Source organism: Curtobacterium sp. BRD11, assembly GCF_031844345.1.
Classification (GTDB): domain Bacteria; phylum Actinomycetota; class Actinomycetes; order Actinomycetales; family Microbacteriaceae; genus Curtobacterium.
Window position 1 is genome coordinate 189,865 of sequence record NZ_JAUZUZ010000005.1, and the last position, 14,105, is coordinate 203,969.

14 protein-coding genes are annotated in these 14,105 nt (G+C 68.0%); 5 read left to right on the forward strand and 9 right to left on the reverse strand.

What is annotated here, in order from left to right:
* The first annotated feature begins 29 nt into the window (after window positions 1-29).
* On the forward strand, window positions 30-1,319 hold the full coding sequence (locus Q9R28_RS12855; protein ID WP_311206274.1) for a hypothetical protein: 1,290 nt from the start codon (window positions 30-32) through the stop codon (window positions 1,317-1,319).
* 49 nt (window positions 1,320-1,368) lie between these two features.
* Complete coding sequence (locus tag Q9R28_RS12860; protein ID WP_311206275.1) at window positions 1,369-2,379, forward strand: glycosyltransferase; 1,011 nt, start codon at window positions 1,369-1,371, stop codon at window positions 2,377-2,379.
* A gap of 33 nt (window positions 2,380-2,412) precedes the next feature.
* Here Q9R28_RS12860 and Q9R28_RS12865 read toward each other — a convergent pair whose 3' ends face one another.
* From Q9R28_RS12865 to Q9R28_RS12885, 5 genes are all read right to left on the reverse strand, one after another.
* Window positions 2,413-3,117: a polysaccharide pyruvyl transferase family protein gene (locus Q9R28_RS12865; protein WP_311206276.1), complete on the reverse strand. Its 705-nt coding sequence runs from the start codon at window positions 3,115-3,117 to the stop codon at window positions 2,413-2,415.
* Window positions 3,118-3,212: 95 nt separating this feature from the next.
* Window positions 3,213-4,706: a lipopolysaccharide biosynthesis protein gene (locus tag Q9R28_RS12870; RefSeq protein WP_311206277.1), complete on the reverse strand. Its 1,494-nt coding sequence runs from the start codon at window positions 4,704-4,706 to the stop codon at window positions 3,213-3,215.
* On the reverse strand, window positions 4,706-6,172 hold the full coding sequence (locus tag Q9R28_RS12875) for a sugar transferase (RefSeq protein WP_311206278.1): 1,467 nt from the start codon (window positions 6,170-6,172) through the stop codon (window positions 4,706-4,708). The genes Q9R28_RS12870 and Q9R28_RS12875 overlap by 1 nt, the downstream gene beginning before the upstream one ends.
* A 13-nt stretch (window positions 6,173-6,185) precedes the next feature.
* Window positions 6,186-7,124 carry a hypothetical protein gene (locus Q9R28_RS12880; protein WP_311206279.1) on the reverse strand — a complete coding sequence of 313 codons (939 nt, stop codon included), beginning with the start codon at window positions 7,122-7,124 and terminating at the stop codon, window positions 6,186-6,188.
* Between the two features lie 13 nt (window positions 7,125-7,137).
* A complete protein-coding gene (locus tag Q9R28_RS12885) occupies window positions 7,138-8,586 on the reverse strand; it encodes a polysaccharide biosynthesis tyrosine autokinase (RefSeq protein ID WP_311206280.1) in 1,449 nt (482 codons plus the stop codon).
* 153 nt (window positions 8,587-8,739) lie between these two features.
* On the opposite strand from Q9R28_RS12885, the gene Q9R28_RS12890 reads away from it, so the two are divergent.
* The gene (locus Q9R28_RS12890) at window positions 8,740-9,459 is read left to right on the forward strand and encodes a CPBP family intramembrane glutamic endopeptidase (RefSeq protein ID WP_081984608.1); all 720 of its coding nucleotides are present in this window, start codon (window positions 8,740-8,742) and stop codon (window positions 9,457-9,459) included.
* 51 nt (window positions 9,460-9,510) lie between these two features.
* Here the strand turns inward: Q9R28_RS12890 and Q9R28_RS12895 are convergent, their stop codons facing one another.
* Complete coding sequence (locus Q9R28_RS12895) at window positions 9,511-10,455, reverse strand: hypothetical protein (RefSeq protein WP_311206281.1); 945 nt, start codon at window positions 10,453-10,455, stop codon at window positions 9,511-9,513.
* 138 nt (window positions 10,456-10,593) lie between these two features.
* Here Q9R28_RS12895 and Q9R28_RS12900 point away from each other — a divergent pair, with 138 nt between their 5' ends.
* A complete protein-coding gene (locus Q9R28_RS12900) occupies window positions 10,594-11,592 on the forward strand; it encodes a nuclease-related domain-containing protein (protein WP_209684078.1) in 999 nt (332 codons plus the stop codon).
* Between the two features lie 63 nt (window positions 11,593-11,655).
* Here the strand turns inward: Q9R28_RS12900 and Q9R28_RS12905 are convergent, their stop codons facing one another.
* Together Q9R28_RS12905 and Q9R28_RS12910 are read right to left on the reverse strand one after the other, a co-directional pair.
* Window positions 11,656-12,213 carry a low molecular weight phosphatase family protein gene (locus Q9R28_RS12905; RefSeq protein ID WP_066652063.1) on the reverse strand — a complete coding sequence of 186 codons (558 nt, stop codon included), beginning with the start codon at window positions 12,211-12,213 and terminating at the stop codon, window positions 11,656-11,658.
* Window positions 12,214-12,215: 2 nt separating this feature from the next.
* Window positions 12,216-13,520 (reverse strand): adenylosuccinate synthase, encoded by a 1,305-nt coding sequence (locus tag Q9R28_RS12910; RefSeq protein ID WP_066652061.1) that lies wholly within the window; start codon window positions 13,518-13,520, stop codon window positions 12,216-12,218.
* 48 nt (window positions 13,521-13,568) lie between these two features.
* Here Q9R28_RS12910 and Q9R28_RS12915 point away from each other — a divergent pair, with 48 nt between their 5' ends.
* Window positions 13,569-13,754: an Rv0909 family putative TA system antitoxin gene (locus Q9R28_RS12915; RefSeq protein ID WP_311206282.1), complete on the forward strand. Its 186-nt coding sequence runs from the start codon at window positions 13,569-13,571 to the stop codon at window positions 13,752-13,754.
* An 80-nt stretch (window positions 13,755-13,834) separates the two neighbouring features.
* On the opposite strand, the gene Q9R28_RS12920 is transcribed toward Q9R28_RS12915, so the two are convergent.
* Complete coding sequence (locus Q9R28_RS12920; protein ID WP_153257418.1) at window positions 13,835-14,005, reverse strand: hypothetical protein; 171 nt, start codon at window positions 14,003-14,005, stop codon at window positions 13,835-13,837.
* Between the last annotated feature and the right edge of the window lie 100 nt (window positions 14,006-14,105).

Consider the following 14,105-nt stretch of genomic DNA (forward strand, 5'->3'; position numbering starts at 1 on the left):
TGATTGCATGTGAAGCACTGTTGCTGGTCGTGCAGCTCCGCATCGCCAAACGTGTGAAGGGCCCGCTCAGCGTGATCCTTATCGCACAAGTCGTCTTCTGGAGCCTCGCCTACGTGGCTCGGCCGACCTACCTTCTGATCGCACGCCCGACGACCACGGACGAGCTAGCGGACTCACGGATGATGGGTGCCGGCTACGCCGAGGCCCTGATGAACGTACTGTCGCTCGTCTGTGTAGGCCAACTGGCCTTCACGGTCGCGGTCGTCCTGACTCTGGCATTGCTTCCAAGACGCCGGACCACCTTTAGTCCTGTGACAGAGGGCGAACCTCGCGCGCTGGTGTACGCCGCCTTTGCCTTCTGGTGCGTCGGCTGGCTCTTCCGCTTGCCTGTCGCGGAGGAGTTCGAAGGTCTAGCATCGATCGCGAGGTCGTTTGCACCGATCGGCGGAGGCATGCTGATCCTCTTGGTCCGCGACCGGCGCAACAGCGCTTTCCCGCTCGTGTTGATCCCGGTCCTCCTCGGAGAGGTCGTCACGGCGCTTGGCGAGGGTTCAAAGACTGCGTTGATCGTCCCTGCGCTGGCGCTCGTCCTTCGATGGAACCGGAGAGGCGTCCCGCATCTGAAGCGGCGGTTGGCGCTCCTCGGTTCCCTCGTGCTCATCGGGTTTCTCATCATTCAGCCGCTCAAGGGAATCGACACAGCGGAGCGTGTCGAGGCAGTGAACCCGGGCCCGTTGGGCAAGATTCAGGCGCAGTCCGTGGCCTTGATCGAGCGCTTCGACGGTGTAAGCGCAGTCCAGGATGCGTTGGCGCATGGACCCGACAACTGGTTGTCTGTTCCGGCACTCCTTTCTCGATCAGTCTCGTACGTCGTCCCGGGGTTGTCTGAGGATGTCACTCTCGGCCAGAGGTGGACGCGGGAGATCCGCACCTCGTCGATCCCGCACCAGTATCAGGATGTTTCGTTGGCCGCCGGCCCGACTGCGGAGGGATATGCACTCGGCGGGTGGCCCGGAGTGCTCCTTGAGAGCGGAATGATGGGCATCGCTACAGTCCTTCTGGGGCTCGCCATGGCGTCCCGTCGCCCGTACTTGCTGCTCATAGCGTGTGTGTTCATCTTCTCGACCACCCTCTTCGAACTCGGCATGCTCGGTATGCTTCAACGGGTCAACCGAATCATCCTGCTCTCCGCAGTACTCCTCCTCATCCTTCCGTTCACCCGGTCCTTCGACAGGTTCTTCCGGGAGAATGCATCGGTCCGGGCAAGCGGGGCGGGAACAGTCGATCGAGAGCAGACCGGAGAGCGGATCAGTGGCTGAAAGCAGCGGCGTGACTATTATCGGCGCGCATCAGAGCCACAATCCGAGCATGCACCGCTACACACACCTGCTCGCTCGCTCCTATGAAGCGATCGGATACCAGGTGGAGATTTTGAAGCCTCCGTCGCTCTTCAGTAGACGCGCTCCCCATCGTTTGCAGAAATGGATCGGCTACGTGGAGAAGTACCTGCTTTTCCCGTTTCGCCTCCGCCGGCTGAACCGCAATGCACTCATCCACGTCGCGGACCACAGCGATGCTCCCTACCTCACTTTCTTGAGGTCGACCGAGAAGACGATCGTCACATGCCATGACCTGATTGCCGTGCGTGCGGCCGTGGGCGAGCTGCCCGAACATCAGACGCGTGGTAGCGGCCGGATTCTCCAGAAATGGATCCTGTCCTCTCTCGCACGAGCTGGCACTATCGTTTCGGTCAGCCGTGCAACCGCTCGCGATCTCGAGCGCTTAGCGGGCCGGTCCGGCGACCCCGTTCTGCCGAATCCCCTGGACGATCGATTCCTCGAGCACAGCGTCGATCGGGAGAACCGGAATCAAGCTCTGATCGTCTCAACAGTAGGTTGGCGGAAGCGGCGGGATCTTGCCGTCAGAGCTTGGTGCGAGCTCAACCGACAGCTGTCGGGCCAAGTCGACCTCGTCGTCATTGGACCGTCGTTGACACCGGAGGAAGAGAGGATCATCAGCGCAACCGGTAACAGCTCAAGTCAGGTCCGCACTTTGCAGAACATCTCGGACGCAGCACTCCTGCAGGAATACCGCTCCTCGCGTTTGCTCATCCAGACTTCGAAGTACGAGGGGTTCTGCTGGCCGATCCTTGAGGCCAACAGCCAGGGCGTCGTTGCGCTCTGTGCTGACGAACCCATCCTGCGGGAGACCGGGGAGGGCAACTTGTTCTTCGACCCGACCGCAACCGACACGGACTTCCAGGCCGCGATCGGTGCTGCAGACGATTGCGCGCTTGCGGAAGGGCTTCAGAAGCGCGCAAGTGCGTTCTCAGAAGAGCGTTTCCGAGACGGTCTGTCGAGCATCGTCAGAACAATCTGAACTGATCAGGCGCTGTTCAGCAACATGCGAGATCTAAGACCGCCACAGGTCTGCCGGGAAGGCTCCCAGCAGCGCCTCGGGGTCGAACACCGGCGGGTCGTTCAGGTCAGCCTTGACCGCTTCATCGATACTCGCAGCCACGCGAAATGACGTTCGTCCGGTTCCGCCGTAGTAGTCCTCGTACTTGAACATGTCTTCGTGCTTCGGAGCAATGAGTACCGCGGGCACCCCGAACGCTTCCGCGATGATGACCCCGTGGAGCGACGACCCGACCACCAGCTCGCTACGTCGAATGCGATCGATGCATTCCTCCAAGGGCGACCGAGGATCGAGTGTCACCGAACCGTGGGTCTCGCGGTCGTTCAGGTTGGGGACATGGGTCAGCGCGATGTCGCGTTTTTGCCGTCGACCATCTTGATCGACACGCATCAGGTGAGGGATCAGGAGCGCCGGATCCCCATAGATCGGCGGGCAGGACACTCCCAATGACAACAAGCGCTCGCGCGTTCGGGGCCCGCGGACTGCCCGCACGTCCAGGCCTCCGACTCTGCCGAGCGCGTGCAGCATCTTGCCGTTCACCCCGGCGCCCCAGATGACGTCTTTGTTCCGCGCCAGGTGAATGACTGAGCCGATCGCCACCAGACGTCGGCGCGTGGGAAGTACAGGTCGGACAAGGTTCAGGTGCGCAACCGTGCGCCGCACTACGAGCGGCCCGAGCAGATCACCGAAGTTCTGCACGCGGCGCCCGTACCGCACACGGCGTCCAGCAATCCTCGGACCCGCCTTTTCCCGCGGGTTCCAGAACATGACGGGAACCCCCGCGACGTGTTGAATCATGGTCCGCTCAGCCTTCCCCTGGACTTCATCAAGGACGCAACCTGCAACAGACCGCGCACATCTCTGCGGAACCCAGGCCAGCAGAGGTACGCCACCCACGACAAGACGAGTACCGCTACGAGGCCGATAACCGCGCTGCCAACAGGAGCGGAGCTGAAGCTGTACCGCTGAATCACCCAGGAGGCGCCGTAGCTCGATACGCCGTACACCAGGAACGGGCGGAGCGCATTCACGAACATCTGGAGCCCAGGTGCGTCCGCGGCACGCGACACCCATACGAGGCCTGCCACCCACGTCAGCGCGGTCCCTGCAGTCACCCCAGCAGCAGTCCCTACCGCCCCGTAGAAACTTCCTACGACGATGGCCGCAATGAAGAAGGGCCGAGTCACGAGCGAGAACCGGAGGTTGGAACCAGTCAGCCCCCTCGCCAAGAAAACCCAGTAGGAAGCGTATCCCGCGACCTGCGCGATGCCAGCGAATGTCAGGACTTGAAAGATCGGAATGACCCCTTCCCATCCCGGGCCGAGCACCAGGGGGATGAGCGAATCCGCGAAGGCGCCCGCGAACATCAAGGCAAAAATGACGACGTGCACAACAACCGCTTGTCCCCGCAGCAGGAACTCGTCGAACCGTCTCGCATCGTGTTGAAGTCGTGACAGGACTGGGAGTGCGACACGCGTCGCGGGTGCGCTGATCTGCCTCAACGGCAACATGAACAGTTGGAAAGCTCGGTTGTACTGCCCGAGAACCGTCGGTCCAGCTATGACGCCCAACAGGACCGAATCCAGATTGCTGGTGAGGTACACCATCAGCTGTGCCGCACTCAGATTCCCGCCGTACCGGTAGAAGCGACGGAGTGGCACTGTCTTACGCGGACGCCCAGGCAACCACCGTGCGAAGCTTATGACCACCAGGAGTCCCACGACGGCCACACTCGTCTGTTGCACAACGATGGCCCAGTATGTCGGTGACAGGGTCGCGTAGAGGACGGCCGCTGCCAGCCCGACCGTGGCTGCCAGTACGTCCGCGGCTGCAACCCGTCCGAATTGCAACGATCGCATCAGGCTGGCTCGGTACTGGCTGGCCATGCCATTGATGAGGAAAGTACTCGAAAGCGCGATTGTAACTGCGACAATCGCTTGGTCACCATATAGAGCGGCGAGGAGTGGGGCGGACAGGCAGCAGAGCGCGGCGAGCAGAGCTCCCAAGCCGGTGTTTATCCAGAAGAGCTGATCTCGTTCGGCTTTGCTGAGAGAAGCCGCTTGCACCGCAGCGGAAGACAGCCCGAAGTCGCGCACCACGTCGGCAATCCCGATCACCGCCGTGACCATCGCGATGATGCCGTAGTCCTTTGGATCAAGGAATCGGGCCAGCACGACGACGGAGAGCAGCTGAATGGCGATACGGATGATCTGCCCGAGCATCGTACTTCCGGCGCCACGAGCCGCCTGTCCACCGAGAGACGAAGACGCAGCGTCCTTGCTGGTCATCAGTAGGCCCCCTGCGAGCGCACTACAGCTCGTGCAGTCCGCCACAGGATGATCAGATCGCTGACCAACGACCAGTTCTCCACGTAGTAGAGATCGAGCCGCACCGAGTCCTCCCATGACAGGTCGGATCGTCCGCTGACCTGCCAGAGGCCGGTCATGCCGGGCTTGACGAGGAAGCGCCGATGGACGTGGGAGTCGTATCGCGCGACCTCGCTCGCGAGCGGTGGTCGGGGGCCCACCAAGGACATGTTGCCTGCCAGGACGTTGAACAACTGCGGCACCTCGTCGAGGCTGTAGCGACGCATGAAGGCACCGACCCGGGTCACGCGCGGGTCGTTCTTCATCTTGAACAGGACCGTGTTGCCCTCGGCCCGGTCGAGCGCACTCAGCTCCTGCAGGCGCTGCTCCGCGTCGACGACCATCGACCGGAACTTGATCATGTGGAACGTCGAACCGTTCAGGCCGACGCGCTCCTGCAGGAAGAACACGGGCCCGGCAGAGGTCGCCTTGACGAGCAACGCGAGCACGAGCAGGACCGGGGAGAGCACGATGATGAGTGCCGCCGATCCGATCAGGTCGAAGGCCCGCTTGGTGTAGAGCTTCCGGCCCGAGTACGTCGGGGTCTCGACGTGGATGAGCGGGAGGCCCTGCACCGGGCGGGTGTGGATCCGCGGGCCGCCGATGTCGGTCAGGCTCGGCGCGACGACCAGGTGCTGCCGTCCGGGCTCGAGCGACCAGCTCAGCTGGCGGACCCGCTCCGGGGGCAGGTCGTCTGAGCTCGTGATGACGACGGTGTCCGCTCCGGTCGCCGCCAGGGCTGCCGTGACGTCGTCGATGCCGCCGTGGCTCTCGACGGTGGATCCTGGCAGCAGACCCCGCGTGCCGTCGGACACCGCCGCGCCGACCACGCGGTAGCCGGCTTCGGGTGCCCGGGCGAGCTCCCGTGCGATGTGCAGCACGCTCGCCGTCGAGCCGACGAGCAGCACCCGCGCGGAGTACCCGCCGTGCTTCCGCTCGGCGACGAGCCACTGGCGCCACATCCAGCGAGAGAGCAGCAGCACGAGGATGCCGACGGGGAACGCGATGAGCACGTAGCCGCGGGCCAGGTCGACGCGCAGCAGGTAGGCAGCGATCGCGATCAGCCCGAACACCCGGACGCTCGAGTCCGCGACCAGCCGGTACTCGGTGCTCCCGACGCCGATGACGCGGTCACCACGGGTGTCGTAGAGCGCCAGCCCGATCATCCAGACGGCGATGACGACCACGGAGATACCGAAGTAGCTCAGGCGCAGGTCCGCCGTGTTCGTCATCAGGTCCGAGTCGAACCCGAGCCAGGCGATCTGCACGCCGAACACGACCCAGATCAGCGCGAGCAGATCCGTGATCAGCACGCGACGCGAGTACGTGCGGCTCCACTCGCGGGTGCTCCCCGTGGAGACGGGCTGGTGGACGGCCTCGGCAGTCATCGCCGACCCCGCGTCACCACGTCGCCCCGCCGTCCTTCGACACCGCGACGCTGTCGCCCGCCCACATCCAGACGTCCTGCCCGGAGCGGTCGAGCGCGATCGCACCCTCCGTCGCGACCGGGTTGCACCCGATCGGCGTGGTGGTCGTCGCAGGCGTCACACCCGACGCCGGCATCGTCTCGATCTGCACGCCGTCGCACGAGTCCGTCCCGATGCGGGCGAGCGTGTACTCGGTCCCGTTCACCGCGAGCGCACGGACGCCGTCGATCGGCACGGTCACCCACGCACCGGTACCGGTGCGCCACCGCAGCTCGTCGGCGCACGCGACCAGCGTCGTGCTGTCACCGCGGAAGGCGTCGAGCGGGTCCTCGCACGGCGAGGGCACGACCGCGTCCCCGAGCACCAGTCCCTGGTCGGTCACCCCCGCGCCGGCGGCACCGGCGGTCCCGAGCACCCAGGTGGCTCCGTCGTCGGTGCTGGTCCGGACCTCGGTCGCGCACTCGTCGCCGACGCCGACGAGCACGGACAGGCCGTCGGCGGTCACGCGCAGCGACCCGATGGTCCGCACGTCGTCGCCCAGGGCGACGGGTGACCACTCCTGCCCACCGTCGGTGGTGTGCTCCAGCACCGTCTCGGAGACGTCACAGGTCGTACTGGAGGCTCGCCATGCCTCCAGGCCGTCGACCGCGGACAGCATGTGGCGGGTCGACACCCCGTCGGCCGTCGGTTCCGCCGACGCGGTTGCGGACGGTCCCGGCGTCGCCGGCGCGCTCGAACCGAACGTCGGCACCGGACCGGCGTCGCCGTGCGCCTCCGGTGCGGTGCGCGCGAGCGCCAGCGCCACCAGGACGACGTCGACGACGACGAGCGCGACGACCACGATTGCGATCCCGATCAGCGTCGTCCGCGGCAGCTCGCTCCCGAGGCTTCGGATCCCCCGGCGCTGGCTCATCCCCCGACCGCCGTCAGCGGTCCGCGCGGCGGACCACGCCGAGCTTGCCGCGGGTCTTCCCCGACGACTTGGTGGACTTCTGGGGCGGTTCCTCTTCGTCGAGGCCGTACCCGTAGCCGTACCCGTAGCGGCCGTAGCCGTAGGCGCCCGGACCCTTGACGGGCATCATCGTGATGACGAAGCCGGCGATCGGTGCGCCGACGTTCTCGAGCGACGCGACCGCGGCGGCGAGCTGCCCCTTGTGGGTCTTGCCGGACGCCACCGCGAGGATGGCGCCGGACGCCTTCTTCGACAGGATCGCGGCGTCGGTGACGGGCAGCAGCGGCGGTGCGTCGAAGAGCACGTAGTCGAACTGCTGCTCGAGCGTCTCGATCAGGTCCTGCATGGCCTTCGAGCCGAGGAGCTCCGACGGGTTCGGCGGGATCTGGCCGGCGGGCAGCACGACCATGTTGCCGCGGCCCCAGGGCTGCGCGACGTCCTCCAGGCTCGCGCGACCGATGAGCACGTCGGTCAGCCCGGCGGAGCCGTCCACCTCCATGTACTCGCCGACGCGGGGGCGACGGAGATCGGCGTCGATGAGGATGACCTTGAAGCCCGCGCTGTCCAGCGCGATCGCCAGGTTGGCGACGGTGGTGCTCTTGCCCTCGGACTGCATCGACGACGTCATGACGAACGTGCGCGAGCCGGTGCCGAGGTCGAGGAACTGCAGGTTCGTGCGGAGCGTGCGGAAGGACTCGGCGCGCGGGCTGCGCGGGTCGACCTGCACGATGAGCGGTCGCTCGGATGCCTTGTTGTCGTAGGCGATGCCGCCGACGACGGGCTTGTCGCTGATCTTCTCGACGTCGGTCTCGACGCGGACGCGGTTGTCGAGCGTCTCGCGCAGCACGGCGATGCCGACGCCGAGCGCCAGACCGACGAGCAGGCCGAGGGCGATGTTGACGGGGACGTTCGGGCTGACGGGCGAGCTCGGCACCTGCGCCTGCTTCACCCGGGTCAGCTTGACGCTGCTCGAGCCGTTCTCGTCGGTGGCCTCGATGTCCTCGACCACGTTGGTGAGGCTCTGCGAGGTCGCGTTCGCGATGTTCGTCGCCTGCACCGGATCGGTGCCGTTGACCGTGATCGAGATGAGGGTCGTGCTCGTCGGCGCCGTCGCCGACACCATCTTCGACAGCTGGTCCGCGTTCATGTCGAGCCCGAGCGACGAGATGACCGGCAGGAGCACGATCGGCGTCGACACCAGGTTCGAGTACGTCAGCACGCGCTGCTGCGTGAAGGTGTTGCCCTGCGCCAGGTCGCTGGCGCTGCCCGACGTCTCCGTCGAGACGAACACCTGCGCCTCGGCGGAGTACACCGGCTTCTTCAGCAGGGAGAACCCTGCTGCCGCCGCGACGCCCACCAGGGCGAGCACGAGGATCAGTGCCCAACTCTTCCGCAGCACTGTGATGTAGTCGCGCAGTTCCACGCGGCCCGCCTTCCCCGATCCTGGCCGTTCCTGTGGTCCCGACACAGGTTCCGTGGGCTTGTCCCAGCAGACGGCATACAAATAGTGCCACACCATTGAGCCTCACTCGGCTGTTCTTGCCGATCTGCGTCGGTCGTCCTCTACGCTCGCCCCATGACATCCGAGCCGGAAGTGGCCGCCACCGAGCCCTCGACCGCCCGGCAACGCGACCTCGTCGCCCTGCTGGTCGCCCTCGTCGTGGCGGTCGTGCTCGCCCGGATCGTGAGCAGCCTGACGCTGCGCGGCGCCGTCCCCGGCCCGGTGCTCCAGGTGCTGCTCGGCAACCTCGCGGTGTGGGTGCCGCTCGTGCTCGGCATCGTCTGGGTCCTGCGCCGCTCGGGCCGTGACCTGTTCGGTCGCTTCCGGATCGAGCTCGGCGACCTCGTGTTCGCGCTCGGGGTCGTGATCCTCACGCGGGTGTTCGACGCCGTGCTCGCGCTGTCCTTCACCGGGACGAGCGGCCTGCAGCCCGCGCCGTCGCTCGGGACCCCGGACATCGGGCTGCTGCTCGTGTCGGCGGTCGGCATCGTGCTGGTCAGCCCCGTGCTCGAGGAGCTCTTCTTCCGCGGGCTGTTCCAGCGCCTGCTCGCGGCCGAGCTCACGCCCCGGACGCGCTGGCTGGCCGTGCTCGTGACGGCGTTCCTGTTCGCGCTGTCGCACCTGTTCCTCGGGTCGGCGACGACGTCGCTCGGTGGGGTGCAGGTGTTCCTGACGACCTTCGTGCTCGGGCTGCTCACGGGCACCCTGGTCGCGATGACGAACCGCATCGGCGGCGCGATCGTGGCGCACGTGCTGTTCAACGCGGTGGCGGTCGTCGCGACCTGGCCGCGCTGACCCGGTTCACGGGCCGCACAGCGCCGTTCGACCTGGCCGCACCGATCCTGCTCAGGGATCCGACCGGCGCCGTCCGTCCCGCAGGCGCACGACGACCGCACCGGCGATTCCGATGACGGCGGCGACCAGCAGCGGCACCAGGGTCGCTCCCGCCGGTCCCATCGCCATCACGAAGACCGTGGCGCCGGCCGACACCATCTCGAGCGGGTACGGCAGGTACACGCGGGACCCCAGTGCGTACGACACCGCCGTGATCGCCGCGGTCCCCGTCCACAAGAGCCCGAGCGCGATCAGCGCGGCGATGCCCTGACCGACCGTACGGAGCCCGGTCCACCCGATCGCCGCACCGACCGCCACGGCCGGCAGCCACCGCAGCACCGCGAGGACGACGCCCGCCGCGTCACCGGGCGAGGACACCGGCGGGACGACGAACGTGTTCGCCCACGACCCGAGCGCCACCGCACCGACGGCGAGTGCGACGAGCGCACCGCCGGGAGCCGCTCGGGCGACGAGCGCAGCGAGCACCGCCGCCGCTCCGATGCACACGAGCGACCCGACGGTGAGCGCGACGACGTACAACTGCGCGGCGCTGACGTCCGCACCGGTACCCGGCGTCCCGTCCATCCGCATGCCGGCGCCCGTGACGACGGCGGTCTCGACGACGGCCACGACCTGCACCCCGACCAGCCCGGCGAGCGCCGCGAGCGATCCGCTGCGCCGGACGGACCCGCGAGCACGCAGTACCCGGACGGCGATGCCGGCGAAGACTCCCCCGACGAGCAGCAGTGCCGCGATGGTCGTCACCGCGTACTGGCTGAACGGCAGCAGGGCGATCGGCATGTCCGACGGGTCGGTGGTCGGCGTCGCCCACAGGTTCTGCAGTGGAAGCCGCATCCCGGTGATGATCCACGGGAGCAGACCGGCGACGGCCGCCCCGGCTCCGACCGCGACTCCGACGGTGATCTGCTGCGCGCTGCCGCGTTCTCCCTGGTGCACCACGGCACCGTACCGACAACAGTGCATCGCGCCGGCGTCCGCTGCCACCCGTGGGCCGTCGGACACATCGCCCACCGGACCTCGGGACGCGCCGGGGTGCGGCGACCGACTCGCGTCGAGCCGTGGTGAGGTGAACCCATGACCAGCGACCTCGTGCCGTGGGTGGTCGCCGGGGGGCTCGCGATCGTCGTGGTCGTCCTGGTGATCGTCCTGCGGCGGACCCAGTCCTCCAACCGTGCCGCCCTGTCCGACGCCGAGGTCCGGCTGGACCACCGCACCGGCACCCTCGAGCGGGAGCACCGCGAGCAGACCGCCGCCGCCGACGCGGAGCACGCGCGGCAGCTCGCCGGTGCCGAGGCCTCCCGCCAGCAGGCCCTCGCCGAGGCCGAGGCCGGTCGCGCCCTCGCCCGCACCGGCATGCGCTGGGAGGAGGCATCGCAGCGCACGATCCTCGAGGTCTGCAAGGCCGCCGGGATCAACGGCGCCCTGCTGACCAACGTGGTGTTCGTGCCGGTGGCCCAGGGCGAGCGGGACCGCGACCGCAGCTACGCCGCGCAGCTCGACCACGTGCTCGTGTTCGAGTCCGGCCACGTGCTGGTCATCGAGAACAAGCGGTGGAACGGCATCGTGTTCGACGGCCGCAAGCCGAGCGCCGTGCACCACGCGTTCCGCAACCTGCTCGACGAGTCGTCCCTGACCGGCTCGTTCGCGATCCAGGTGCGCAGCCGTCGCGTCCTCGACCACGCGGACGACGTCGAGCACTGGTGGCAGGTCCGGGTGCAGTCCGGCGGGAACGCCCCGACCCGGCAGGTCCGGCAGCAGGCCCGCCGGCTGCAGCGGTTCCTGGCCGACGAGGACGGCAACGGCCCGCAGTGGGTCGATTCGTGCGTGTTCTACTCCGGCGACGCCGCGGCGTACGTCAACCCCGAGGACCGCAGCACGAGCACGACGCCGACGGGTCGTTCCGCGACGACCGCCGTCGTGACGAACGACAACGAGCTCCGCGGACTCGTTACCGACCTGGCACGCAAGCACGCCGTGCCGAACCGGGCGCGCACCGACTCGGTCGTGCGACAGCTGGCCGGCCAGGGCGCGCACACGATCACGGTCGGGACGTACCGCCTGCCGGAGGCGTGAGCAGACACGACGAAGCCCCCGCCACCGAGGCGGGGGCTTCGTCGTTCCCGGGGCGGAGGGGCGTCAGCGCAGCGCGCGCAGGGCGTCAGCGATGGGCGTGAGCGCCGCGTCGATCTCGTCGGCGACCCGCACGTGGGTGTCCTCGGACCGACGGTAGGGGTCGTCCACGTCGTCGTCCGCCGGGTCGGCGGGCGGCGGCACGGTCCCCCGCAGTCGAGCGACCCGGTCGACCAGGTCCTGCGCGGTCTCGATGCCGGCCAGGTCGCCGGGCTCCAGCCCGTCGAGCACCCGGGCGAACTGCTTGATGGTGAACGCCCGCTTCGCTGCCCGCGGTGCGAGCGACACGACGGCTGCGCGGTGCGAGCGCTCGGCGGTGAGCACGAGGTCGGCCGACGCCGCGATCTGCTCTGTCAGGTAGCGCGAACGGTGCGTCGAGGGCGCCCCACCCAGACGTGACGACTGCGCGGCAGCCGTCTCGTCCATCAGGGCGCCGTCGTCGGCGATGGTGCCGGCCGACTCGACCGTGAACGCCGGGGCGTCCGGGCCGAGCCGGGCCTCGAGCACCTGGGCGCCGAGGGGCGAGCGGCAGATGTTGCCGCTGCAGACGAACAGGATCCGCATGGTCACGCGGCAGCCTCGCCGGTTCCGAGCAGGTCGTGGCGGACCACGATCGCGTCACGGCCGGGGCCGACGCCGATCGCCGAGATCCGCGCCCCGGACATCGCCTCGACCGCGAGCACGTAGTCCTGCGCGGTCTTCGGCAGGTCCTCGAACGACCGGGCGCCGGTGATGTCCTCGGTCCAGCCGGGGAACTCCTCGTAGATCGGCTTCGCGTGGTGGAAGTCCGACTGGTTCACGGGGACCTCGTCCACGCGCTCGCCGTCGACCTCGTACGCCACGCAGACCGGGATGGTCTCGAGGCCCGTCAGCACGTCGAGCTTCGTCAGCACGAAGTCGGTCACGCCGTTGATGCGCGCCGTGTACCGGGCGATCGGGGCGTCGTACCAGCCGCAGCGACGCGGACGGCCGGTCGTGGTGCCGAACTCGAAGCCGTTGGCGCGGAGGAACTCCCCCGACTCGTCGAACAGCTCGGTCGGGAACGGGCCGGCGCCGACGCGGGTCGTGTACGCCTTGACGATGCCGATGATGCGCTCGAGCTTGCCCGGGCCGATGCCCGAACCGGTCGCGGCGCCGCCGGCGGTCGCCGACGACGAGGTCACGAACGGGTAGGTGCCGTGGTCGACGTCGAGCATGGTGGCCTGGCCGGCCTCGAACAGCACGGTGTCGCCCCGCTCGAGCGCGCGGTGGATCTCGAGCGCGGTGTCGGCGACCATCGGGCGCAGGCGCTCGGCGAAGGACAGCAGCGACTCCACGACCTCGTCCGCGTCGATCGCGCGACGGTTGAAGACCTTGACCAGCAGGTGGTTCTTCTGGTCGAGGGCCGCCTCGACCTTCTGCCGCAGGATGTTCTCGTCGAAGATGTCCTGGATGCGGATGCCGACGCGGTTGATCTTGTCGGCGTAGGTCGGGCCGATGCCGCGACCGGTCGTGCCGATCTGGCGCTTGCCGAGGAAGCGCTCGGTCACCTTGTCGACGGTGCGGTGGTAGTGCGTGATGACGTGCGCGTTCGCGGACACCAGGAGCTTCGAGACGTCCACCCCGCGGGCACGGAGCGCGTCGAGCTCCTGGAACAGGACCTCGAGGTCGACGACGACGCCGTTGCCGATGATCGGGGTCACGCCGGGCGTCAGGATGCCGGACGGCAGCAGGTGCAGCGCGTACTTCTCGCCGCCGACGACGACGGTGTGGCCGGCGTTGTTGCCGCCGTTGAACTTGACGACGTAGTCGATGCGGGACCCGAGGAGGTCGGTTGCCTTCCCCTTGCCCTCGTCACCCCACTGGGCACCGATGATGACTGCTGCGGGCATGGAGGTTCTCCTCACGTTGGCGGAGGACCGCACCGGCGGGCTGGGCCGATGGTCCACCCGAGTCTATCGACTGTCCATCTGCACGCCACATCCCTGTGGACGAGACGGTGGACGAGGACGACCGACGCCGGTCTCGGCAAGGCCGCGGACGCGGCCGACAAGGCCACCGGCGGTGGCCACGGCGACCAGATCGACAAGGCGGAGCACGCCGCCGACGACAAGATCGGCAAGTAGACCGCACCACGGAACGAACGGGAGGCGCGGTGCCAGCTGGCACCGCGCCTCCCGTCCGTCGTGGTGGTGGCGTTCCGCGATCAGGCGCGGAAGAAGTCCTGGTACGACGGGTCGCCCACCGGCTGGGCGTGACCGGGCTGCGCGAGCCGCTCCTCGACCATGGCCTGGAGCGCGTCGGGCGGGGTCAGCCCACGGCGGCGCCACTCCATCGGGTTCGCCCGGAGCTGCATCAGGGAGGTGTGGGATCGCATGGCCTCACTCTCCCATCCATTGCCTAGTTTGCCTAACTACATGTCCCATTGCCGCACTCGGGACCACTCCGCTCGGAGACCGGGAACGGCGAACGCCCCG

Bases quoted from the DNA above. Each gene is read 5' to 3' on its own strand.
- Q9R28_RS12900 (WP_209684078.1), top strand. From the start codon at position 10,594: ATGACCAGCGACCTCGTGCCGTGGGTGGTCGCCGGGGGGCTCGCGATC.
- Q9R28_RS12860 (WP_311206275.1), top strand. From the start codon at position 1,369: ATGCACCGCTACACACACCTGCTCGCTCGCTCCTATGAAGCGATCGGA.
- Q9R28_RS12910 (WP_066652061.1), bottom strand. From the start codon at position 13,520: ATGCCCGCAGCAGTCATCATCGGTGCCCAGTGGGGTGACGAGGGCAAG.
- Q9R28_RS12890 (WP_081984608.1), top strand. From the start codon at position 8,740: ATGACATCCGAGCCGGAAGTGGCCGCCACCGAGCCCTCGACCGCCCGG.
- Q9R28_RS12870 (WP_311206277.1), bottom strand. From the start codon at position 4,706: ATGACCAGCAAGGACGCTGCGTCTTCGTCTCTCGGTGGACAGGCGGCT.
- Q9R28_RS12920 (WP_153257418.1), bottom strand. From the start codon at position 14,005: ATGCGATCCCACACCTCCCTGATGCAGCTCCGGGCGAACCCGATGGAG.
- Q9R28_RS12905 (WP_066652063.1), bottom strand. From the start codon at position 12,213: ATGCGGATCCTGTTCGTCTGCAGCGGCAACATCTGCCGCTCGCCCCTC.
- Q9R28_RS12915 (WP_311206282.1), top strand. From the start codon at position 13,569: ATGGTCCACCCGAGTCTATCGACTGTCCATCTGCACGCCACATCCCTG.
- Q9R28_RS12880 (WP_311206279.1), bottom strand. From the start codon at position 7,124: ATGAGCCAGCGCCGGGGGATCCGAAGCCTCGGGAGCGAGCTGCCGCGG.
- Q9R28_RS12875 (WP_311206278.1), bottom strand. From the start codon at position 6,172: ATGACTGCCGAGGCCGTCCACCAGCCCGTCTCCACGGGGAGCACCCGC.